Source organism: Pseudoduganella sp. GW821-FHT05F09 (assembly GCF_059419605.1).
On the sequence record NZ_JBWKSD010000009.1, the window covers coordinates 162,038 to 184,903 of the forward strand.

Annotated in this window: 13 protein-coding genes; 8 read left to right on the forward strand and 5 right to left on the reverse strand. The window is 66.4% G+C overall.

The features are described 5' to 3' along the window. Nucleotides 1–30 precede the first annotated feature (30 nt). From AC07S4_RS25735 to AC07S4_RS25745, 3 genes are all read right to left on the reverse strand, one after another. Complete coding sequence (locus AC07S4_RS25735) at nt 31–1,710, reverse strand: alpha-amylase family glycosyl hydrolase (RefSeq protein ID WP_494989310.1); 1,680 nt, start codon at nt 1,708–1,710, stop codon at nt 31–33. Between the two features lie 16 nt (nt 1,711–1,726). Beyond that, on the reverse strand, nt 1,727–3,358 hold the full coding sequence (locus AC07S4_RS25740) for an alpha-D-glucose phosphate-specific phosphoglucomutase (RefSeq protein ID WP_494989311.1): 1,632 nt from the start codon (nt 3,356–3,358) through the stop codon (nt 1,727–1,729). A 106-nt stretch (nt 3,359–3,464) separates the two neighbouring features. Further along, nucleotides 3,465–4,817 carry an MFS transporter gene (locus tag AC07S4_RS25745; protein ID WP_494989312.1) on the reverse strand — a complete coding sequence of 451 codons (1,353 nt, stop codon included), beginning with the start codon at nt 4,815–4,817 and terminating at the stop codon, nt 3,465–3,467. Nucleotides 4,818–5,002: 185 nt separating this feature from the next. Between AC07S4_RS25745 and AC07S4_RS25750 the strand changes: the two genes are divergently transcribed. The 7 genes from AC07S4_RS25750 to AC07S4_RS25780 all read left to right on the forward strand — a co-directional run bounded on the left by AC07S4_RS25750 (nt 5,003) and on the right by AC07S4_RS25780 (nt 15,892). Then, nucleotides 5,003–7,405, forward strand: coding sequence for a glycoside hydrolase family 31 protein (locus tag AC07S4_RS25750; RefSeq protein WP_494989313.1), 2,403 nt, complete (start codon nt 5,003–5,005; stop codon nt 7,403–7,405). A 203-nt stretch (nt 7,406–7,608) separates the two neighbouring features. Next, a complete protein-coding gene (locus AC07S4_RS25755) occupies nt 7,609–9,426 on the forward strand; it encodes a monovalent cation:proton antiporter-2 (CPA2) family protein (protein ID WP_494989314.1) in 1,818 nt (605 codons plus the stop codon). A 109-nt stretch (nt 9,427–9,535) separates the two neighbouring features. Then, the gene (locus AC07S4_RS25760; RefSeq protein WP_494989315.1) at nt 9,536–11,701 is read left to right on the forward strand and encodes a TonB-dependent siderophore receptor; all 2,166 of its coding nucleotides are present in this window, start codon (nt 9,536–9,538) and stop codon (nt 11,699–11,701) included. 4 nt (nt 11,702–11,705) lie between these two features. After that, nucleotides 11,706–12,014, forward strand: coding sequence for a DUF3649 domain-containing protein (locus AC07S4_RS25765; protein WP_494989316.1), 309 nt, complete (start codon nt 11,706–11,708; stop codon nt 12,012–12,014). Continuing rightward, nucleotides 12,011–13,654 (forward strand): PepSY-associated TM helix domain-containing protein, encoded by a 1,644-nt coding sequence (locus AC07S4_RS25770; protein WP_494989317.1) that lies wholly within the window; start codon nt 12,011–12,013, stop codon nt 13,652–13,654. The genes AC07S4_RS25765 and AC07S4_RS25770 overlap by 4 nt, the downstream gene beginning before the upstream one ends. After that, entirely contained in the window at nt 13,651–14,016 is a 366-nt protein-coding gene (locus tag AC07S4_RS25775) for a DUF3325 family protein (RefSeq protein WP_494989318.1), read from the forward strand. Before AC07S4_RS25770 ends, AC07S4_RS25775 begins: the two co-directional genes overlap by 4 nt. Before the next feature lie 28 nt (nt 14,017–14,044). Then, nucleotides 14,045–15,892 (forward strand): M2 family metallopeptidase, encoded by a 1,848-nt coding sequence (locus AC07S4_RS25780; protein ID WP_494989319.1) that lies wholly within the window; start codon nt 14,045–14,047, stop codon nt 15,890–15,892. 135 nt (nt 15,893–16,027) lie between these two features. Here AC07S4_RS25780 and AC07S4_RS25785 read toward each other — a convergent pair whose 3' ends face one another. Next, nucleotides 16,028–18,793 carry a TonB-dependent receptor gene (locus tag AC07S4_RS25785; protein WP_494989320.1) on the reverse strand — a complete coding sequence of 922 codons (2,766 nt, stop codon included), beginning with the start codon at nt 18,791–18,793 and terminating at the stop codon, nt 16,028–16,030. Nucleotides 18,794–19,062: 269 nt separating this feature from the next. Further along, the gene (locus AC07S4_RS25790) at nt 19,063–20,019 is read right to left on the reverse strand and encodes an alpha/beta hydrolase (RefSeq protein WP_494989321.1); all 957 of its coding nucleotides are present in this window, start codon (nt 20,017–20,019) and stop codon (nt 19,063–19,065) included. A 113-nt stretch (nt 20,020–20,132) separates the two neighbouring features. On the opposite strand from AC07S4_RS25790, the gene AC07S4_RS25795 reads away from it, so the two are divergent. Beyond that, nucleotides 20,133–22,760, forward strand: coding sequence for an alpha-amylase family glycosyl hydrolase (locus tag AC07S4_RS25795; RefSeq protein WP_494989322.1), 2,628 nt, complete (start codon nt 20,133–20,135; stop codon nt 22,758–22,760). The last annotated feature ends 106 nt before the right edge of the window (nt 22,761–22,866 follow it).

The following is a 22,866-nucleotide window of genomic DNA, read 5'->3' on the forward strand; positions in this document are numbered from 1 at the left end:
TGCGCAGCGCCGCGTAACCCGCCAAAGCGCCTACTGCGCGGCCGCCCCCAGCAGCACTACCCCGCCCTTCACCGCCAGCGTCACGCCCCCATCCTTGACCACCGCGCTGGCGCCCGAGTAGTAGTCCTTCACTTTCTGCCCGTCGGCGAACACACCGCCCACCTTGATAACGCTGCGCGCCGCCACTGGCACGTCCAGCGCCACCACCACCTTGTCGCTCACCCCATCCTTCTCGTAAATCCGCTTGAAGGTGTACGGCTGGTCCGCAATCTTCTCGTGCACGCCTGCGCCCACCGCTACGTGCGCGTGCCTGAACTGCCCCAGCCTGGCCCAGTGCGCGCGCACATCGGCCACCTTGTAGCCGTCGCGCGCGGCGTTCTTCGCCAGGTCGTCCCAGTTCATATAGGTGCGCAGCTTCGCGTCGCCTTGCGCGCCGGGCGCGTCCAGCAGGCGCGCGGTTTCGTCGCCGTAGTAGATCTGCGCGCCGCCCGGCGCCAGCAGCAGCTTGCTTGCCGTCTCAAACGGCTTCTTGCGCGCCGGGTCGAATGGATTGCCGTCGTCGTGCGAAGCGGTGTAGTTGAGCACCGATTTCCCTTTCAGCGGACCTTGCAGCGCCGCCGAGTATTTGCTGAACAGCGTTTCGTAGTCCTGCTTCGCGTCCCACACCAGGCCGAAGTTGATCATGCTGTCAAAGCCGTTGTCGTAGAAGTCCACCATGGCGCCGCCGCCCATGTCGAACTGCCGGCCGTGCGCGATGTTGTAGTTGTAGACCTCGGCCAGCATGTAGAACTTGCCGTCGCCCAGCACCTTGCCGGGATGCGCGCGCTTCCAGTCCTCGTGCGCGGCCGCAGCCACCGTGCCCAGCTCTTTCCATATGCCTGGCTCGGTGTGCTTCACGGTGTCCGCGCGGAAGCCGTCCACGCCGAACTTGCGCACCCAGTCGGCGTGCCATTTCATCAGGTAGTAGCGCGGCGCGCGCGGATAGCCGGTGCGGGCGAAGAATGCATCCAGCTCCTGCACCTCGCGTTCGTAGCGCCCTTCCTTCTTCCACTTCTGCACCAGCGCGTCCGGCAGCGCCACGTTGGCGTTGCTGTTGGTGAGCACGTCGGGCAGGCCTTTCACCAGCGTGCAGTCGACGTTGGTCGCCACGTCCTTGTAGGTGCAGGCGGGATCGAGGCGCACCCAGTCCAGCGGCCAGGCAGGTTCGGCGTCCGTGAAGGGCGCGGTGTGGTTCATCACCACGTCCAGCAGCACGCGTATGCCGCGCGCGTGGGCCGCGTCGACCAGGTCCTTGAAGTCCTTCCCGGTGCCCAGGTTGGCGTCCACCGCCGTGAAGTCCTTGGCCCAATAACCGTGGAAGCCGTAGGATTTTCCCGTGCCTTCGTCGGTCGAGCCGTGCAGCTGCTCCACGGGCGGCGTGAGCCACAGCACATCCACGCCCAGGCTGTCGAAGTAACCTGCTTTCAGCTTGGCCAGCACGCCTTTCAGGTCGCCGCCCATGTAGCCGCGCTGCGGCGCCGCGTCGGCCTTGCGGCCGTAGGACAGGTCGTTGCTGCGGTCCGCATTGTTGAAACGGTCCGTCAGCAGGAAGTAGACGGTGGCGTTCTCCCACAGGAACGGCTTCGGGCTGGCCTTTGCAGGCTGCGCCGCCTGTACGTTCATGCTGCCCGCGAGCAGCGCCAAAGACAATGCGATGGGAGATAGTTTCATGCAGGGGTTCCTATGGTTATGTGATGACGGTCGGGGTGGCCCGGCCCGTATGGAGGGCGATGCTGGCCACGCTTTCTGCGGCGGCGATCAGGCCTGCCAGCGCTTGCTGCGTGGGACGGTGGTGCTGGCTTGGGTCGGCTTCGAACAGTTCAAGGTAGACGCGCAGGGTGGCGCCTTCGGTGCCGGTGCCGGACAGGCGGTAGACGATGCGCGAGCCATCCTTCATGACGATGCGCACGCCTTGCTGCTGCACGCTGGAGCCGTCCACCGGGTCGGTGTAGGCAAAGTCGTCCGCGAATTCGACGGTGTGGGCGTTGAGCACCGTGCCCGCCAGTACCGGCAGTTTGATGCGAAGGTCGGCCATCAGCAGGCGCGCGCCTTCGCTGTCGATGGCTTCGTAGTCGTGCCGCGAGTAGTAGTGGCGGCCGAAGCGCGCCCAGTGCTCGGCCACGATCTGCTGCACCGGCTTGCCGCTGGCGGCCAGCAGGTTGAGCCAGAACAGCACCGCCCACACGCCGTCTTTTTCACGCACGTGGTCCGAGCCGGTGCCGTAGCTCTCCTCGCCGCACAGCGTGGCCATGCCGGCGTCCAGCAGCGTGCCGAAGAACTTCCAGCCGGTGGGCGTTTCGTAGCAGGGGATGCCAAGCGCCGCAGCCACGCGGTCCGCCGCGCGCGAAGTGGGCATGGAGCGGGCGATGCCTTTCAGCCCGCTGCGATAGCCCGGCGCCACGGCGGCGTTGGCCGCCAGGACGGCCAGGCTGTCGGACGGCGTGACGTCGAACTTGCGGCCCAGGATCATGTTGCGGTCGCCGTCGCCGTCGGAGGCGGCGCCGAAGTCGGGCGCGTCGGCGGCGGCCATCAGCGCAATCAGCTCGGATGCGTTGACGGGATTGGGGTCCGGGTGGTGGCCGCCGAAGTCCTCCAGCGGCACGGCGTTGATGACGGTGCCCGCAGGCGCGCCCAGCATGCCTTCGATGATGGCCTTGGCGTAAGGCCCGGAGACGGCGTGCATGCCGTCGAAGCGCATGGTGAAGCCGCCGGCGAACAGCGCGCGGATGGCGTCGAAATCGAACAGGCGCGCCATCAGTTCGGCGTAGTCCGCCACCGGGTCGATGACTTCCACGCGCATGCCTTCCAGCTGCGCGGTGCCGATGGTGTCGATGTCGATATCGGCGGCATCGCTGATGCGGTACTGGGTGATGGTTTCGCTATGGTGGAAGATGGCTTCGGTCACGCTCTCCGGCGCCGGGCCGCCCGCCGCGATGTTGTACTTCACGCCGAAATCGCCGTCAGGCCCGCCGGGATTATGGCTGGCCGAAAGGATGATGCCGCCCGAGGCCTGCCGCTTGCGTATCACGCAGCTGACGGCCGGCGTGGACAGGATGCCGCCCTGCCCCACCAGCACCTGCGCGTAGCCGTGCGCGGCGGCCATCTTCAATATGGTCTGGATGGCGGCGCGGTTGTGGTAGCGGCCATCGCCGCCCAACACCAGCGTCTTGCCGTCGCAGTCGCCCAGCGTGTAGAACACGCTCTGGATGAAGTTTTCGAGATAGTGCGGCTGGCTGAAGGTGTGGACCTTTTTGCGCAGGCCCGAAGTGCCGGGCCGCTGGCCGGGAATGGGTTGGGTATTAACTGTCTGGATAGCCATGGTTGCTCCGCTCGATGATCGGTGATCGATGCCGCCAGGCGGCGGCGCAACCGCCGTTTTACCGCGTTTGGCGGCAAAACGGCGCGCGGCTGGCCTGCGCTGGCCGTCAGGAAGCTTGCTTGGCCGCGCCGTCCGGCAGCGCGGCGCGCTTGGCGCCGTGTTCGTGCACGAACAGCGTCAACACGCCCGCCAGCACCATGCTGGCGCCGCCCAGCGCCACCGTGCTGACCGTGTGGCCGGCGAAGAAGTGCTTGGTGACGAAGCCCAGCAGCAGGCCGCTGAGGATTTGCGGAATGACGATGAAGAAGTTGAACACGCCCATGTAGAAGCCCATGCGCTTGGCAGGCAGCGCGCCGGCCAGGATGGCGTATGGCATGGTCAGGATGCTGGCCCACGCAATGCCCACACCTATCATCGGCACCATCAGCAGATTCAGGTTATGGATCAGCATAATGCTCATCAGGCTGGCGCCGCCGATGACCAGGCAGACCATGTGGACGAATTTGCGGCTGGTGGCGCGCGCAAAGATCGGCAGGATGAAGGCCGCCAGCGCGGACACGCCGTTGTAGACCGCGAACATGATGCCGACCCAGTTGCCCGCTTCCTGGAAGGCGGCCGATTGCGCGTCGGCGGTGCCGAACACATTGTCGGCCACGGCGTTGGTGGTGTAGATCCACATGGCGAACAGCGCCACCCAGGTGAAGAACTGCACGAAGGCCAGCTGCACCATGGTTTTCGGCATGCTCATGAAGCCGCCCAGGATTTCAACGATGGCGTGCTTCAGGCCGGGCTTGCGCTCGGAGCGGAAGGCTTCCAGGTTCTCCGGCGGGATCTCGTCGGCCGTCAGCACGGTCCACATCACGGCCAGGAAGTAGGCGGCGCCGCCGGCGTAGAAGGAGTAGCGCACGCTGTCCGGAATGGCGCCGTTGACCGGCACATTGCTCACGCCCAGCACGTCCGCGAACAGGTAAGGCAGCAGCGAGGCGATCACCGCGCCGCAGCCGATGAAGAAGGTCTGCATCGCAAAGCCGGTGGTCTGCTGCGAGGAATCGAGCTTGTCGCCGACGAAGGCGCGGAACGGCTCCATCGACACGTTGATGGCCGCGTCCATCAGCCACAGGACGGCAATCGCCATCCACAGCGCGCTGGAATTGGGCATCAGGAACAGCGCCAGCGAGGCCAGTACGGCGCCGACAAAGAAGAAGGGACGGCGGCGGCCCCAGCGCGGATGCCAGGTGTTGTCGCTCAGGTAGCCGATAATCGGCTGCACCAGCAGGCCGGTGACGGGCGCGGCCAGCCAGAACAGCGGCAGGTCGTCGGCGCCGGCGCCCAGCGTGGCGAAGATGCGGCTGGTGTTGGTGTTCTGCAGTGCAAAGCCGAACTGGATGCCGAAAAAGCCGAAGCTCATGTTCCAGAGCTGCCAGAAACTCAGCCTGGGCTTGATGGATGGTGATTGCATACCTGCCTGTCCCCGATTTTTATGGTCCTGGCTGGATGCCGGACGGAATGTGTAGCGCTACTTTGTAGTAAAGTAACACGGTGATATTGCGATGTCAATCCACGTACTCATAGTAGAATTAGAAGGTTAGCCTGCTTTCAGCCCACTTCGAGACACTGTTTTGTAGTCAAATAACAGAAAACTATATGACAACACCTACCTTAGCCAAGATCGCCCTCCTGCTGCTGGCCAGCCCCCTCGCGCTGGCCCAGAACGCCGACCGCAAACTGCAAAGCGCCACCCTGAACGGCAACCAGCTAGAGATTACTACCAGCGACGGCAAATACCTCATCAAACCGTATTCGCAGCGTATCGTGGAAACCACGTTTATCCCGCAGGGCGAGGCATACGATCCATCATCCCACGCGGTGGTGCTGGCGCCCGGCAAGGACAGCGCCACGCTGAAGGACAACGGCGGCAAGCTGGAATATGCGGTGGCGGGCGGCATCAGCGTCACGGTGACCAAGGCGCCGTTCCGCATCGCCTACGCCTACAAGGGCAAGCCGCTGGTGATGGAGAAGCGCGGCTACGCCAAAAAGGACGGCGCCGAGGTGATCGACTTCGAACTCGACGCGGACGAAGCCCTGTACGGCGCCGGCGCGCGCGCGGTGGGCATGAACCGGCGCGGCAACCGCTTTACCTTATATAACAAGGCCCACTACGGCTACGACGACCGCTCGGAACTGCTGAACTTCACGCTGCCGGTGGCCATGTCGTCCAAGATGTATGCGCTCCACTTCGACAACGCGGCCATCGGCCACCTGGACTTCGACAGCAAGAAGGACAACACGCTGGCCTATGAGACCATCAGCGGCCGCAAGACCTACCAGGTGATCGCGGGCGACAGCTGGGAGGACGTGGTGGGCAACTACACCAGCCTGACCGGCCGCCAGCCGCTGCCGCCGCGCTGGGCCTTCGGCAATTTCGCCAGCCGCTTCGGCTACCACAGCGAGCAGGAAGCGCGCGCGGTGGTGAAGAAGTTCTCCGACGAGAAGATCCCGCTGGATGCCATCGTGTTCGACCTGTACTGGTTCGGCAAGGACATCAAGGGCACCATGGGCAACCTGGCCTTCGACAAGGACAACTTCCCCACGCCGAAGAAGATGGTGGCCGACTTCGCCGCGCAGGGCGTGAAGACGGTATTGATCACCGAGCCCTTCGTGCTGACCTCCTCCAGCAAGTGGCAGGACGCCGTGGACAACAAGGCGCTGGCCACCGATCCGGCCGGCGCCCCGGCGCGCTACGACTTCTACTTCGGGAACACGGGCCTGATCGACATCTACAAGAAGGAAGGCAAGGACTGGTTCTGGAATATCTACAAAGGCCTGCGCAACGACTACGGCGTGGCCGGCTGGTGGGGCGATTTGGGCGAACCGGAAGTGCATCCGTCCACCGTGCAGCACGGCACCGGCACCGCCGACCAGGTGCACAACACCTACGGGCATGACTGGGCGCGCCTGATCGCTGAGGGCTACCAGAAGGACTTCCCGAACGAACGCCCCTTCATCCTGATGCGTGCCGGCTATTCGGGCTCGCAGCGTTTCGGCCTGATACCGTGGTCGGGCGATGTGAACCGCAGCTGGGGCGGATTGAAGGCGCAGCCGGAGATCGCGGTGCAGATGGGCATGCAGGGCCTGGGTTATATGCACTCGGACCTGGGCGGCTTCGCCAACGCCTACCTGGACGACGAACTGTACACGCGCTGGCTGCAGTACGGCGTGTTCCAGCCGGTGTTCCGCCCGCACGCGCAGCAGGAGGTGCCGTCCGAGCCGGTGTTCCGCGAGGAGGCCACCAAGGCGCTGGCGCGCGAGGCCATCCGCCTGCGCTACAGCATGCTGCCGTATAACTACACGCTGGGATTCGACAACAGCCAGCTGGGCTTGCCGCTGATGCGCCCCATGCTGTACGAGGAGCCGCAGAACGAAGGCGCGCGCAATCTGGTGTCGTCCTATTTGTGGGGGCATGAGTTCGTGGTGGCGCCGATTACCGAGCCGGGCGCGCGCCGCAAGGAGGTCTACCTGCCGGGCACCAGCCCTGCGTGGTTCGACTTTAACAGCGGGCGCCGCTACCCGGGCGGCAGTACCGCCGTGGTGCCGGTGGCGCTGGACCATATTCCGGTGTTCGTGCGCGCAGGCGCTTTCATTCCGATGGTGGCGCCGGTGCAGAGCACGCGCGAGTACAGCACGCGCAAGCTGGAGCTGCACTACTACCATGACGCGGCCGCGCTGTCGGGCAGCGGCAAGCTGTATGACGATGATGGGGCGACGCCGGATGCTTACGCCAAGGGCAAGTACGAGATCGTGCGCTTCGCCAGCGCGGCCAGCGCGCAGCAGCTGGTGATTACGCTGGAGTCCGAGGTGGGCAAGCAGTATCAGCGTCCGGCGCGCAGCGTGGCGCTGACGGTGCACAACGTGGCCGCCAAGCCGGCGGGCGTGACGCTGGAGGGCAAGCCTGTGAAGTTCGGCTGGGACGCCAAGCGGCAGCTGCTGACGGTGCAGGTGCCAGCCACGGCGCGCGCGGCGAGCACCGTGGCGATCGCGCTGCGCTAAGCTGCTGCGGCGGCGGATTGGCGGGTTACGCTGCGCTAACCCGCCCTACGGTTCGCCAAATTGCCATACGTTGCGTAGGGCGGGTTAGCGCGCAGCGCGTAACCTGCCATCCCGCGCCGCCATCCCGCGCCTCCCCCTCCCGCGCAATTGTAAAATCCGCCACGCCACCGCATACTGCTGTCTCACACAGTAAAGGATCTGCGATGGAAGGCTCCAATCTCCTCTTGATGGCCCTGGTCTACCTGACCGCCGGCGTGCTGGCGGTGCCGGTGGCACAGCGGCTCGGCCTCGGTTCCGTGCTGGGCTACCTGGTGGCGGGCCTGCTGATCGGCCCTTCCGCGCTGGCCTTCGTGCACGACCCCGCCGAGGTGATGCACTTCGCCGAATTCGGCGTGGTCATCATGCTGTTCCTGATCGGCCTCGAGGTGCAGCCCTCCCTGCTGTGGCATATGCGCACCGCCTTCTTCGGCCTGGGCGGCCTGCAGGTGCTGCTCAGCGGCCTGGCGCTGGCCGCCATCGGCGTTGCCTTCGGCCTGGACTGGCAGGCCGCCGTGGCGCTGGGCTTCATCCTGTCGCTCTCGTCCACCGCCGTGGTGCTGCAGTCGCTGGAGGAAAAAGGCCTGCGCAAAACGCCCACCGGCCAGGCCGCGCAAGGCATCCTGCTGTTCCAGGACGTGGCCACCATACCCATGATCGCGGCGCTGCCGCTGCTGGCCGACGACAATGTGAGCAACGCCGCCGAAACCGGCCTGCTGAAAGGCTATCCGGCCTGGGTGCACGCCGCCGCCGTGATCGGCGCGGTGGTCATCGTCATCGTCGTGGGCCGCTTCCTGATGCGGCCCGCGCTGCGCTACATCGCCAAGATACGCTCGCGCGAAATCTTCACCGCCGCCGCGCTGCTGCTGGTGGTGGGCGTGTCGCTGCTGATGCAAGCGGTGGGCCTGTCCGCCGCGCTGGGCGCCTTCCTCGCCGGCGTGGTGCTGGCCGACAGCGAATTCCGCCGCGAACTGGAAGGCGACATCGAGCCGTTCCGGGGCCTGCTGCTTGGCCTGTTCTTCATGTCGGTGGGCGCCAGCGTCAACCTGGCGCTGGCGGCGCAGCACCTCGGCCTGCTGGCGGCCATGGTGTTCGGCCTGATGACGGTGAAGACCGCCATCGTCTACGGCATCATGCGCGTGTTCGGCATCCCCTCGCGCACGGCGGCGCAGACCGGCGCGGCGCTGAGCCAGGGCGGGGAGTTCGCCTTCGTGCTGCTGGGCCTCGCCTCGGCCGCCGGGGTGATCGCCGCCGACGTCTCGTCGCTGTCGGTGGCCGCCGTCGCCATCTCGATGGCGCTCACGCCCTTCGCGCTGATCCTGTATGAACGCCTGGCCGGGCCCGGCTTTTCCAGCAAGCCGGAACCGGAAGCGGGCGCGCTGGAGCACGAGCCGGACGTGATCGTGGCCGGCTTCGGCCGCTTCGGCCAGATCGCCGCGCGTCTGCTGATGGTCAACAAATTCAATATCTCCACGCTGGACGCCAGCGCCGAACAGGTGGAGCTGGTGCGCCGCTTCGGCCGCCGCGTCTACTACGGCGACGCCACCCGCCTCGACCTGCTGCGCGCCGCCGGCGCAGCCCAGGCCAAGCTGCTGATCGTGGCCATCGACGACCGCGACCAGGCCGAGGCGCTGGTGGAAATCGCCAGGCAGTACTTCCCCAACCTCACCATCCTGGCGCGCGCCTACGACCGCCGCCACGCCTACCGCCTGCTGGACCGGGGCGCCCACGTCGTCGAACGCGAAACCTTCGAGGGCGGCCTGGCCATCGGCGAGAAAGCCTTGCGCGCACTGGGCCTGGCGCCGGAAGCGGCGGCCAAAGCCAGCGCCAGCTTCCGCCGCCACGACGAGGACATGGTGGCGGCGCTGGCCAAGGTGTGGGGCGACGAGGAGAAGTTCGCGGTCGCCTTGCGCGAAACCAGCGACCGCATGAACCAGCTGCTGGCGGCCGACCTGGAGGAGACCCCGCCGGAGCCAGCTCCTTGATCCACCATCTGCAACTTGCATGATTGCGTAGTTAATAATATAATGAGAATCATTCTCATTTAAATCAGCCAGCGCATCGCCAGCCATCCAACCCTGCAAGGATGGCCAGATGCCTCACCCTCGTTTTCCCCGTACACCGCTGGGCGCCGCCGTGCGCTCGGCACTGCTGTTCGCCGCCCTCGGCGGCGCTCCCCTCGCCTTCGCTAACGAAAATCCGGCGGACGGCGCGGAAGCCGCTCCCGCCGTGATGGCGATCGTCACCGTCGACGGCAGGAAGGAGGACGACAACTACGCGGCCCGGCGCGGCGGCGTGGGCACCAAGACCGACACGCCGTTGATCGAAACGCCGCAATCCATCTCCGTGATCCTGCGCGAGCGCTTCGAGGAACAGGGCGCGCAAACGCTGCGCCAGACCGTGAACTACAGCGCCGGCCTGGTCTCCGCCTATTTCGACAGCCGCGTGGACTCCATCAGCTCGCGCGGCGGCAACCCCGCCCTGCTGCAGGACGGCGTGCAGATGAACTTCGGCTCCTACAACACCACCCGTCCCGACCCGTACACGCTGGAGAGCGTGGAAGTGCTGCGCGGCCCCTCGTCCGTGCTGTACGGCCAGGGCGGCATAGGCGGCGTGGTCAACCTCGTTTCCAAGCGCCCGCTGTCGAACAACCAGCGCGAAGTGCAGCTGCAGCTGGGCAGCCATAGCCGCAAGCAGCTCTCGGCCGACATCAACCAGGTGCTCGACGAGCAAGGCCACTGGGCGGCGCGCGTGGTGGCGATCGCGCGCGACAGCGGCACCCAGGTGAACCATGTGGCGGACGACCGCCGCGTGTTCGCGCCGTCGCTGACCTGGTCGCCCAATGGCGACACCTCGCTCACGCTGATGGCGCTGCGCCAGGAGGACAAGAGCGGCTCGATGATAGGCTTCTTCCCGTGGCAAGGCACGCTGCTGCCGTCCAAATTCGGCCGCATCGACACCAGCACCTTCACCGGCGAACCGGGCTGGGACGCCTACAACACCGAGCAGACCAACCTGGGCTACATCGTCAGCCACCGCTTCCGGAACGGCGTCCAGATCCGCCAGACGGTGCGCAAGTCGAACAGCGAAGTGGACTACCGCAGCGCCTACACCAGCTTCACCGCCGTGCCGGCCACCGGCCGCCCCGCGCGGCCCGTCTTCAACGCCGACCAGCGCACCATCAACCGCGACCTGATCCAGCAGCTCAATGAACTCGACACCCTGCTGGCCGACACCCAGCTGGAGGCGCAGTTCGCCACCGGCGGCATCCGGCACACCCTGCTGGCCGGCTTCGACCTGCAGCGCGTGGAAACGCGCCAGGCGCGCGGCACCGGCAGCGCGGCCCCGCTGGACGTGTACGCGCCGGTGTACGGCAGCTACAAGGCGCCCGCGTCGCTGGCCAGCCTGCCCACCACGAGGCTGCACCAGAAAGGCCTGTACCTGCAGGACCAGCTCAAGTTCACGCCCAACTGGACCGCCCTGCTCGGCCTGCGCCGCGACTCCGCCGAAAACGACATCGAAGGCCGCCCCGCCGGCCGTACCGACGACCAGGCCACCACCAAGCGCGTTGGCCTGCTCTACCTGGCCGACCAGGGCTGGGCGCCGTATGTGAGCTACTCGGAGTCCTTCCTGCCGCTGGGCGGCGTGGACCTGAACGGCAAGGCCTTCGTGCCGCAGCGCGGCAAGCAGTGGGAGGCGGGCGTGAAATGGCAGCCGCAGAACGGCGACTTCAACACCACGCTGGCCGTGTACGACCTGCGCGACAGCAACCGCAAGACCACCGACCCGGCCAATCCGCTGAACAGCATCCAGATCGGCGAAGTGCAGGTGCGGGGCCTGGAGCTGGAAAGCGGCGGCAGCCTGGGACGCAGCTGGAGCTGGACCGCAGGCTACGCTTACACCGACGCCAAGGTGGCCCGCAGCAACGGCGCCGACCAGGGCAAGCGCCTGAGCGGCGTCCCCGAACACAACGTGTCGGCCTGGCTCACGCACCGCTTCGCCGTCGCCGGCCGGAACGGCTTCAGCGCGGGCGGCGGCGTGCGCCACCTGTCGTCCTCCTGGGACGGCCTGGACGCGCTGGAAACGCCGGGCGTTACCCTGCTGGACGCCATGCTGGCCTACAGCAGCGGCCCGTGGCGCTTCGCCTTCAACGTCACCAACCTGGCGGACAAGGTGCAGATCTCCACCTGCCTGGCGCGCGGCGACTGCTTCTACGGCCAGCGCCGCACCGCCGCGCTGACCGCGCGTTACGCCTGGTAAAGCCATGCGCGCGCCCATACTTACCGCGCCGCTGGCCTACCGGCTCGGCGTGGCCGCGCGCGCCGTGGCCGCGATCATCGGCGGCTACGCGCTGTCGGCGGCGGCCACCGCCTTCCTGGCGCTGCTGCTGCCTATCCTTTCCGTCAGCCGCGCCGACGCCGTCATGGCCGCTACGCTGCTGTCCTTCGCCATCTATGTGTGCGCGGTGCTGTGGGTGTTCGCCGCCCGCAGCGCGGCGCGCGCCTGGCTGGGCCTCCTGCTGCCGGCGGCCGCGCTGGCCTGCGCCGCTTATGTCCTGCCGAGGTTCCCATGAAAGACGGCTTCCGCCAGGCGATGGCCTGGCTGCACACCTGGTCCGGCCTGCTAGTCTGCTGGATATTGTTCCTGGTCTTCAGCGCCGGCACCGCCAGCTATTTCCGCGACGAGATCAGCCTGTGGATGAAGCCCGAGCTGCACGCCGTGCACGTGCGCGGCGTGGCCGCCGCCACTGCGGCCAGCATGGCGGTGCAGGCATTGCAGGAGCGCGCGCCGGACGCCAAGCGCTGGTTCGTCACGCTGCCCACCGAGCGCACGCCCGCCGTGCGCATAGCCTACTCCGATCCGGACAAGGGCAAGCGCGGCCTGAAGTCCGCCCTGATCGACCCGGCCAGCGGCGTGGAGCTGAAAGACCCGCGCGAGACGCGCGGCGGCGAATTCATCTACCGCCTGCATTTCGACCTGCACTACATGTCCCCGCTCTGGGCGCGCTGGATCGTGGGCTTTTGCGCCATGTTCATGCTGGTGTCCATCGTGAGCGGCGTGATCACGCACAAGCGCATCTTCAAGGACTTCTTCACCTTCCGCGGCAACAAGGGCCAGCGCTCCTGGCTGGACGCGCACAACGCCACCGCCGTGCTGGCCCTGCCCTACCACCTGATGATCACCTACACCGGCCTGGTGACCCTGATGTTCCTGTACATGCCCGCCGCCACGCAAGTGCTCTACCAGGGCGACCGCGAGGCCATGAATGCCGAGGTCTTCCCCAGCGCCGGCGCGCCGGCCAAGCCTGCGGGCGTGCCCGCGCCGCTGGCGGCGATCCGTCCCATCATCGAACAGGCGCAGCGGCACTGGGGCGGGCGCGCGGCGGGCGGCTTCAGCGTGGCCAATCCGAACGACGCCAATGCGCGCATCTCGGTCACGCGCGCGGCCGGGCGCGAGCTGTCGAGCAAGCAGCCGGCCATGCAGTTCGACGGCGCCAGCGGCGCGCTGCTGGCGCAGGCGGGCGACGCCCCCAGCGGCGCGGCGGCCACGCACGGCGTGATGTACGGGCTGCACATCGCGCGCTTCGCCGGCCCGCTGATGCGCGGCTTCTTCTTCATCTCCGGCCTGGCGGGATGCGCCATGGTGGCCACCGGCGCGCTGCTGTGGGCGGTCAAGAGCCGGCAGCGGCAGGCCAAGGCGCTCAAGGCCGGCGGCAAAGTGGGCTTCGGCACGCGGCTGGTGGAGGCGCTCAACCTGGGCGCCATCGCGGGCCTGCCGATCGCCTACGGCGCCTACTTCTGGGCCAACCGGCTGGTGCCGGTCGGCGTGGCGGAGCGGCCGGAAACGGAGATCGCGTGGTTCTTCACCGCCTGGGGCGCGGCCATGGTGCTGGCGCAGATCCGCCCGGACCGGCTGATGTGGCGCCTCCAGCTCGGCGCCGGCGCGCTGCTGCTGATGGGCATACCGGTGCTCAATGTGTTCACCACCAGTTCGCACCTGGGCGTGACGCTGCTGCAAAGCCGTGGCCCGGCCGCCGTCGCCGGTTTCGACCTGACCGTGTTCGCCCTCGGCCTGCTGCTGGCCTGCGCCGCCCAGCGCCTAGGCCGCCGCGCCAAGGAAGCACCCGCCGCAAAGGACGGCGCCGCCCGCACAGCCGGCGCCCCCGCCGGACAGCGCGCGTCCGCCCCCGCGCCGATGCCGGAGACGACATGAGCATCCCGCCGCCCTACCTTCATCTGCTCGCGCTGTTCACGCTCAGCTACGGCGGCATGTTCGCGCTGAGCATGGCGACGGACCGCCACTACGCGGACCTGCGCGGACGCGGCGCCGAGCCGCCGCCGGCGCTGCGCCGCCGCCTGCGGCTGGGCGGCGCGGCGGCGCTGGCGCTGGCGCTGTCCGCCGCGGTCCAGGCCATGGGCGGCACGCACGGCGTCCTGCTTTGGGCCGGCGCGCTCACCGGCGCCTGCCTGCTGCTGGTGTTGCTGCTTTCCTACGCCGTGCGCGCGGCCGCCCTGCTCGGCGTGGCAAGCTATGCCTGCGGGTCTGCCGCCTGGCTACTGGCCGGTGTATATTAGTCGGCTCACCAACCAGAAGGAGACTGCAGTGCCAAAACCGCTGTATCTGAAAGCCATCCCCGCCGCCGTGATGCTGGCCGCTTGCGCGTTCCAGCCCGCCCAGGCAGAGGAGGCAAAAGCGCCTGCCAAAAGCACGCCAAGCAAACCCACCGTCGCCGAAGCCGAACGCTTCCTGAACGACACCGAAGCCAAGCTGGAAAAGCTGAACCTGGACGGCGCCCGCGCCCAATGGGTTGCGCAGAACTTCATCACCGAAGACACCGAAGCGCTGGCCACCTACTTCGGCGAGCGCCAGCTGAGCGCCTCAGGCGAAGCCGCCCTCGGCGCGCGCCGCTACAACGGCCTGAAACTCAAGGACGACTACGCGCGCAAGCTCAAGCTGCTGCAGCTGACCTTGATGCTGTCCGACCCGAAAGAGCGCGAAGCCTACGCCGCCAAGAACGCCGCGCTGAACGGCGCCTACGGCAAAGCCAAATACTGTCCCACCGGCGGCCAGGAATGCCTGCCGCTGGGCGAGCTGGAAAAAACGCTGGCCACCAGCCGCGATCCGGCCAAGCTGAAGGAAGTATGGCTGGGCTGGCACGCGCAGTCGCCGTCGTACAAGCAGATGTACACCGACTACGTGGCCCTGTCCAACAAGGGCGCGCGCGAAATGGGCTTCGCCGACACCGGCGCCCTGTGGCGCTCGCAGTACGACATGCCGCCGGAGGCTTTCTCGGCCGAGATGGAGCGCATGTGGCAGCAGGTCAAGCCGCTGTACGACTCGCTGCACACCTACACCCGCTACAAGCTGCGCGCCGCCTACGGCCCGGACGTGGTGCCGGCCAGCGGCCCCATCCCCGCCCACCTGTTCGGCAATATGTGGAGCCAGAGCTGGGAGAACATCTACCCGCTGCTGAAACCGGCCAGCAACGCCAGCAGCTTCGACCTGACCAAGGTGCTGGAAGAGCGCAAGACCGACGCCAAGCAGATGACGCAATACGCCGAGCGTTTCTACACCTCGCTCGGCATGCAAAAACTGCCCGAGACCTTCTGGCAGCGTTCCCTGCTGACCAAGCCGCGCGACCGCGACGTGGTGTGCCACGCGTCCGCCTGGACCATGGACGGCAAGGAAGACGTGCGCATCAAGATGTGCATCCGCCCGACCGACGAAGAGTTCAAGGTGATCCACCACGAGCTGGGCCACATCTACTACGACCTGGCCTACAACAAGCAGTCCTTCCTGTTCCAGGGCGGCGCCAACGACGGCTTCCACGAAGCCATCGGCGACACCGTGGCGCTGTCGATCACGCCGGACTACCTGAAGAAGGTCGGCCTGATGGACCAGGTGCCGGAAGCGAACGCCGACATCGGCGAACTGCTGCAGCGCGCGCTGGCGAAGGTGGCCTTCCTGCCGTTCGCCTACTCGGTGGACAAATGGCGCTGGGACGTCTACGCCGGCAAGACCCAGCCGGCCGACTACGACAAGAGCTGGTGGCAGCTGCGCGAGCAGTACATGGGCGTGAGCCGTCCTGCGCCCATGGTGGCGGGCGGCTTCGACGCCGGCGCCAAGTACCACGTGGCGGCCGACGTGCCCTACGCGCGCTACTTCCTGGCGCACATGCTGCAGTTCCAGTTCCACCGCGCCCTGTGCCGCGAAGCCGGCTACACCGGCCCGCTGCACCGCTGCTCGGTGTACGGCAACCAGAAAGCCGGCGCCAAGCTGCAGCAGATGCTGGCCATGGGCGCCAGCAAGCCCTGGCCTGAAGCGCTGAAAGCGGCCACCGGCGAAGACCGCATCGACGGCTCCGCGCTGCTCGACTACTTCGCCCCGCTGAAGACCTGGCTTGACGAGCAGAACCGCCAGCTGGCGGCGGCGGAAGCAGCCAAGAAGTAGGCGGCGGCGCCATGGCGGGTTACGCGCCTCGCGGCGCTAACCCGCCCTACGCATCGCACGCCCGCTAAATCACGGCACGAAAAAAACCCCGCCATGCGATGCATGGCGGGGTTTTTCATATCCAGCTAAACAGGCTTAGAACTTGTAGTTCGCGCCTACCAGGATGGTGCGGCCGTATTTCTGGTATTCCAGCTGCTGGTTGCGGGTGCCGGTGTAGGTCTCATACGCGGCGTTGCGCAGGTTGTTCACCTGGGCGACCAGGCCCAGGCCTTTCAGCGGACCTTCGCCGAAGGAGTAGCCCACCTGGAAGTCGATGATGTTCTCGCCGACCACATAACGCAGTGCGCGGTCGTTCGAGAAGTTGCCGATCTCACCCACGAAGTCCGAACGCTTGCGCTGGTTGATGCGGGTCTCGAAGCCGTTCTTTTCGTAGTACACCGTCAGGTTGGTGGTGTGCTTCGACAGGCCTGGCAGCGGGATCTTGGAGCCGATGCTGCCGCTAGGATCTTCGATCGTGATCGAGCTGTCGCTGTAGGTGTGGCTGGCTTGTACGCCGAAGCCGTCCAGCGTCTTGGTCACCAGGTTCAGCGGCAGCGATGCCGACAGTTCCGCGCCCTTCAGCGAGCCGCCGGTGCCGTTGTACGGCGCCGAGTAGTCGCCGATCGCCTGGCGCGCCTTGGTGCCAGGGATGAACTTCGAGAAGTCGTAGTCCTTGGTCTGCGTGAAGATGTAGGTGTTCAGCTTCTTGTAGAACGCGGCCACGGCGAAGTAGGCCTTCTTGTCGAAGTACTTCTCATACGACATGTCGAAGGCGTTGGCGCGCCATGGGTCCAGCTTGGCGTTGCCGCCGCTGCCGCCCGGTTTGAAGGTGGTGTCGGACACGCCGAAGTCCAGCGCGGAGCGCAGCTGGTCCACGCGTGGACGCGCGATCTGCTTGGCGGCCGCCAGGCGCAGGGTCTGCTGGCCTTCGAACGCGAACGCCAGGTTCATGCTCGGCAGGTAGTCGGTGTACTTCTTGCCGTCATGCACAGGCTTGACTTGCTGGCCCGCCGGCGCGGTGCCGTCGTAGTAGTTCGAGTCCGAGGACTGGTCGGTGTGCTGGGCCTGGATGCCCACGTTGCCGCGCATGGTCACGCTGCCCAGGTCCGCCTCGAGGTTGGTCTTGACGAAGGTGGTCGTGATCTTCTCGTTCACGTCCCAGCCCTTCGAGATCAGGTAGCTCTCGGTGTCGGTCGGCTTGAAGGTCATGTACTTGGCAACCATGGCTGGCACGTTCCAGGTCGGGATCATGCCCGCGCCGGCGAAGCCCAGGTCGGCCGCGCCGTACAGGAAGTCGGTGTTCAGGCTGACCGGGCTGGTGCCGTTCAGGTTGATGTTGCCTTCAGGCTGGCGCTTCTTCTTGCTGCGGTCGGTGTAGTTGATGCCCGCGTCGATGCCGGACACGAATTTCTCCAGCATGGTCGGCACCGGTGCGCTGGCCACCAGCTTGAAGCCGGTCAGCTCGTCTTCCACGCGCGGCGTCTTGCCGTAGCCGGAACCGTAGATGGTCGGGCCGATGAACAGCGTGGCAGGGTTGCTGTAGTTGCGGCCCAGGCCGATGGTCGAGTAGGTGCCGGTGTTGAAGGTCAGCTTGGCCGAATCCAGGTAGGCATTGCCGGCGCCGTCGTTGGTGGCCAGGCCGTTGCCCAGCTGCGCATTGTTTTCCAGGCTCAGCTCGTTGCGCTTGGCTTTCGAGTAGTTCAGGTCGGCGAACAGGGTCCAGTCGTCCAGCTTCAGGGTGTTGCTCCAGCCGATGGCGTGGATCTTGTCCTTGCGGTCGTTGTACATGCCGCGCACCAGCGGGTAGACGCCGTTGGCGGTGGCGCTGGCCAGGGCGCCGCCGACGATGCTGGCGTTGCTGTAGCCGAAGGCCGGGGTGTTGTTGCCGTTCCAGCCGCCCAGGTTGATCTCGATCTGGTTGGCGGTTTCTTCGCGGCGGAATTCGGACGCGTACACGTCGACGATGCTGGTCCAGTTTTTGTTAGGACGATATTGCAGCACGCCCATCACGCCGTCGCGCTTGTTCACGCCGCTGCGGGCCACGGCCTTGATGCCATCCATGATGTAGGTGCCGGCAGGCACGCCTGGGCGGGAGTCTTTCTTCCACGGCTCGTACAGACCGGTCTCGTTGTCCAGCACCGGCGATTCCAGGTGGGCAAAGCCGAGCGCGATACCGATGGTGCGGTCGGCGAACTGGTCGATGTAGCTGGCGCTGAAGCGGTTGCCGGTCGACTTGGCGTTGGCGATCGAACCCAGCGAGTTTTTCTCGCCGCGCGCGTTCAGCGCCACGGTGCGCTTGCCGAAGGCCAGCGGACGCACGGTCTGCATATCGATGGTGCCCGACAGGCCCTGGCCAACCAGGCCGGCGTCCGGGGTTTTGTAGATGGTCACGCCGCTCAGCAGCTCGGACGGGTACTGGTCGAACTCGACGGAGCGATTGTCGCCGGTGGACACTTGCTCGCGGCCGTTCAGCAGCGTGGTGGAGAAGTCGGGGGACAGGCCACGCACGGAAATCACCTGGGCACGGCCGGCCACGCGCTGCGCAGCCAGACCCGGCAGGCGGGCGATCGATTCAGCGATGGACACGTCCGGCAGCTTGCCGATGTCTTCCGCCGAGATGGCTTCCACGATGGAGGAAGCGTCTTTTTTGACCGAGATCGCATCTTCAATACCGCGGCGGATGCCCGATACGGTGACCGAGGCCATCGGTGCTTCTGCGGCGGCGCCGCTGGTTGCCACTTGGGCGTGGGCCGAACCGGCCAGTGCCGAAACGAACAAGGCGCATGCCGCGGCCACAGGGCTCAGCTGCAGGCTCAGTTGCACGGCTGCGCGCTGCGAGCGCTCAGATGCGAAATTCTTCATAAGGATGTCCCCTCTTTAGACAGATCAAAAGTCCCGCAGGCTGTTTTTCGACTACACGGGAGCCAGCAAAGCAAACGCTCTCAAGACGTTCTATGTGGAATTTTGTACTAAAACTAGATAGTGAGTCAATTAAAGTTCATCCGGGCTACGCAATATCACGCATTTGCTCCCTTGGCCTGCCTATGAAGATGCCGCTCTCGTTGTATTTCAGCTACATGACCATCCATGAGGGGCTGTAGTTGAACTACAGAATGTGCTGCCAGACCACTTCAGCGTGACAGCAGGAAGCGCAGCGGCACCTCCACCCGTTCGCGCCAGGCCGGCTCGCTGTGGTCCGCGCCGGGGAAGACCTGGGAGATCCAGTCCACGCCCATGCGGTAGGCCTTGGCGCGCACGATGCCGTCCACCTGCTGCTGGTAAGGCGCGTAGAGGGCGTCCAGGGTGGCGTCGCCATGGTCGAAATACAGCTTGTGGCGGCCGGCGCGCGGCAGCTTGCGGCCCAGCCAGTCGAAATAGGCGGCCGCATAGCGCACCGGGCGCGCGTCCTCCTTGTCGAACAGCATGTTGAAATTGGTGGTCAGCGGCCAGTGGGTGGACAGGCAGGCGGCGCCGGCGAACACCTCCGGATAGCGCACCAGCGCATACAGCGACACCAGGCCGCCCATGGACGAGCCCATGATGAAGGTGTCGGCGCGCTCCGGGCTGGTGTGGAAGCGCGCATCGATGGCCGGCTTGAGCTCGTCGACGATAAAGCGCAAATATTGTCTGGACAGCGTGGGCAGGCCGCCCGGCACAGGCGGATCGCCCAGCAGCGCGGCGCGCAGCTCCGGCGCCAGCGCCTCCACGGCCTCGGCCGGCGCATACTCGCGCGCCCGGTCGCGCGTGCTGGCGATGCCGACGACAATGGCGGGCCGCACCGCACCCGCCGCCGCCAGCGCGGCCAGCCGCTTGTGCACCTCCCAGGCCTGGCCGCCCATGGCAGTGGCCGGATCGAACAGATTCTGGCCGTCGTGCATATACAGCACCGGGTAGCGCTCGCCCTTGGGATCGTAACCGGGCGGCAGCCACACCACCACCTTGCGCGGCGCCACCTGGGCCGACGCGAAGTTATCCAGCACGACAAAACTGCCCTCGCCCGCTGCCGGCTGCGCCCGGCACGGCAGCGAAACGCCCAGCAGCGCCAGCCCCAGGCCAGCCAAAACTTGTACACGGCCACGTTGCGCCATTACCCCTCCTGTACCCAAACTAGATAGAAAAACTCCGCATTTCCCCTGTATTATCCCAATAAACATGATAAGCATGTAGCAGTACTACGCTGCGAGAACACGGAGACAGCCTGATGAAACGCCTGATCGCCACGGCCCTGCTGGCCGCCTGCGCCCTGCCCGCCCTGGCGGCCGAAGATTATCGCATCGACCATATGGAGCCGCCCATGTGGTGGACCGGCATGCGCGTCAAAACGCTGCAGCTGATGGTGCACGGCAAGCAGATTGCCGACCTGGAGCCCAGCATCAGCTACCCCGGCGTGCGCATCGACAAAGTGGAGCGCGTGGCCAACCGCAACTACCTGTTCATCGACCTGGCGCTGGACGACAGCGCCCAGCCCGGCAAGTTTGATATCCGTTTCACCGCCAAGGGCGGCGTGGGCGCCACCTACCGCTACGAACTGCTGGCGCGCGAGCCCGGCTCGGCCGATCGCGCCGGCTTCTCCGGCAAGGACGCCATCTACCAGCTGATGCCGGACCGCTACGCCAACGGCAACCCGGCCAACGACAACAGCCCGCGCCTGGCCGAGCGGGCCGACCGCAGCAAGGGCGGCGGCCGCCACGGCGGCGACCTGCAAGGCATGGAAAACGCGCTCGGCTACATCGCCGGCATGGGCTACACCATGGTCTGGCCCACGCCGCTGGTGGAAAACGACATGCCGGCCTACTCCTACCACGGCTACGCCGCCACCGACCACTACAAGGTGGACGAGCGCTACGGCAGCAACGAAGACTACCGCAGCTACAGCGCCAAGGCGCGCAGCCTGGGCATAGGCGTGATCCAGGACGTGGTGCTGAACCACATCGGCGCCAAACACTGGTGGATGCGCGACATGCCCACGCCGGACTGGATCAACTACGGCGGCAAATACCTGCCCACCCGCCACCACCGCGTGGCGGTGGCCGACCCCTACGGCTCCGCCGAAGACAAGCGCAACTTCACGCAAGGCTGGTTCTCGCCCAATATGCCGGACCTGAACCAGGCCAATCCCCACGTGGCCACCTACCTCATCCAGAACAACATCTGGTGGATAGAATACGCCGGCCTGTCCGGCCTGCGCGTGGACACCTACGGCTACTCCGACGCCGCCTTCCTCAGCGCCTGGTCGCGCCGCATCACCGCCGAATACCCCAGGCTGAACCTGGTGGGCGAAGAATGGAGCAGCCAGGTCCCCGTGGTGGCGCACTGGCAATACGGCAAGCGCAACCACGACGGCTACGCCTCCTGGATGCCCAGCATGATGGACTTCCCGCTCAACGAAGTGCTGCGCAAGGGTCTGACCGGCCAGGGCGAAGGCGAGCCCAGCCTGACCAATCTGTACGAGACGCTGGCGCAGGACTATCTGTACCCCATGCCGAGCAATCTGGTGCTGTTCGAAGGCAACCACGACATGCCGCGCCTGTTCAGCGAGCTGAAGAACGACGACGCCCTGTACCGCATGGCCATCGCCTACGTGCTGACCATGCCGCGCATCCCGCAGCTGTACTACGGCACCGAAATCCAGATGACCAGCAGCACCGGCGCGCGCGACGACGCCACCTACCGCCACGACTTCCCCGGCGGCTGGGCCGGCGACAAGGTGAACGCCTTCACCGGCGCCGGGCTGAGCGAACAGCAGCGCGGCGCGCAGGCCTTCATGAAAAAGCTGCTCAACTGGCGCAAGGGCGCCAGCGCGATCCACAACGGCAAGCTGATGCACTACGGCCCCGAGCAGGACGCCTACGTCTACTTCCGCTACGACGGCAAGAGCAAGGTGATGGTGGCGCTGAACCGCAACGCCAAGCCGGTCACGCTGCAGGCGGCGCGCTTCCACGAAATGCTGGCCGGCGTGGCGGGCGGCACGGACGTCATCAGCGGCAAGCGCTACGCGCTGGACGGCGAGATCACGCTGCCGGCGCGCTCGGCGCTGGTGCTGGAGCTGGAAGCGCCGGCGCCAGTAGAGAAGGCCGCCGTGCCGCGCGGCGAAGTGCGCATCATCGAGCAATTCGACTCGCCACAACTGGGCAACAAGCGCGCGCTGCGGATCTACCTGCCGCCCAGCTACGGCACGCAGCCCGAGCGCCGCTACCCCGTGCTCTACATGCAAGACGGCCAGAACCTGTTCGACGCCAAGACGGCGGCCTACGGCGCAGAGTGGGGCATGGACGAGACCGTGGACCAGCTGGTCGCGGAAGGCAAGATGGCCGAAATCATCGTGGTCGGCATCGACAACACGCCGGACCGCATGAACGAATACACGCCCTGCTGCGACGCCCGCTACGGCGGCGGCAAGCTGGCCGCCTACGAAAGCTTCCTGGTCGACACGGTCAAGCCCTATATCGACCGCACGCTGCGGACGCGGCCGGGCAAGGAAGACACCGCCATCATGGGCTCCTCGCTGGGCGGCATCGCCTCGGTGCTGATCGCCGCGCACCGGCCCGACATCTACGCCAAGGCCGGCGGCGTCTCCAGTTCCTTCTGGTGGAACCAGCGCAGCCTGATCGGCAAGGTGCCGGTGCTGCCGGTCAAGTTCTACCTCGACGCCGGCACCATAGACGACGGCCTCGAAGACACCGCCCTGATGCGCGCGGTCATGCTGGCGCAAGGCTACCGCGAAGGCGAAAACCTCTACTACCACGAAGCCGCCGGCGGCAGCCACAACGAAAAATCCTGGGCCGCCCGCGTCGCAATCCCCCTACGCTGGTTATTCCCTCCCCGCTAACAACCTCAGCCGCATTCGGGGTCAGGCCCCAAATGCGGCTTAGTTCGCTTAGCCAGGGGCGTCTCCCACAAAGGACAGCGATAGCGCTTAGCAAGCTGAGCCGCAT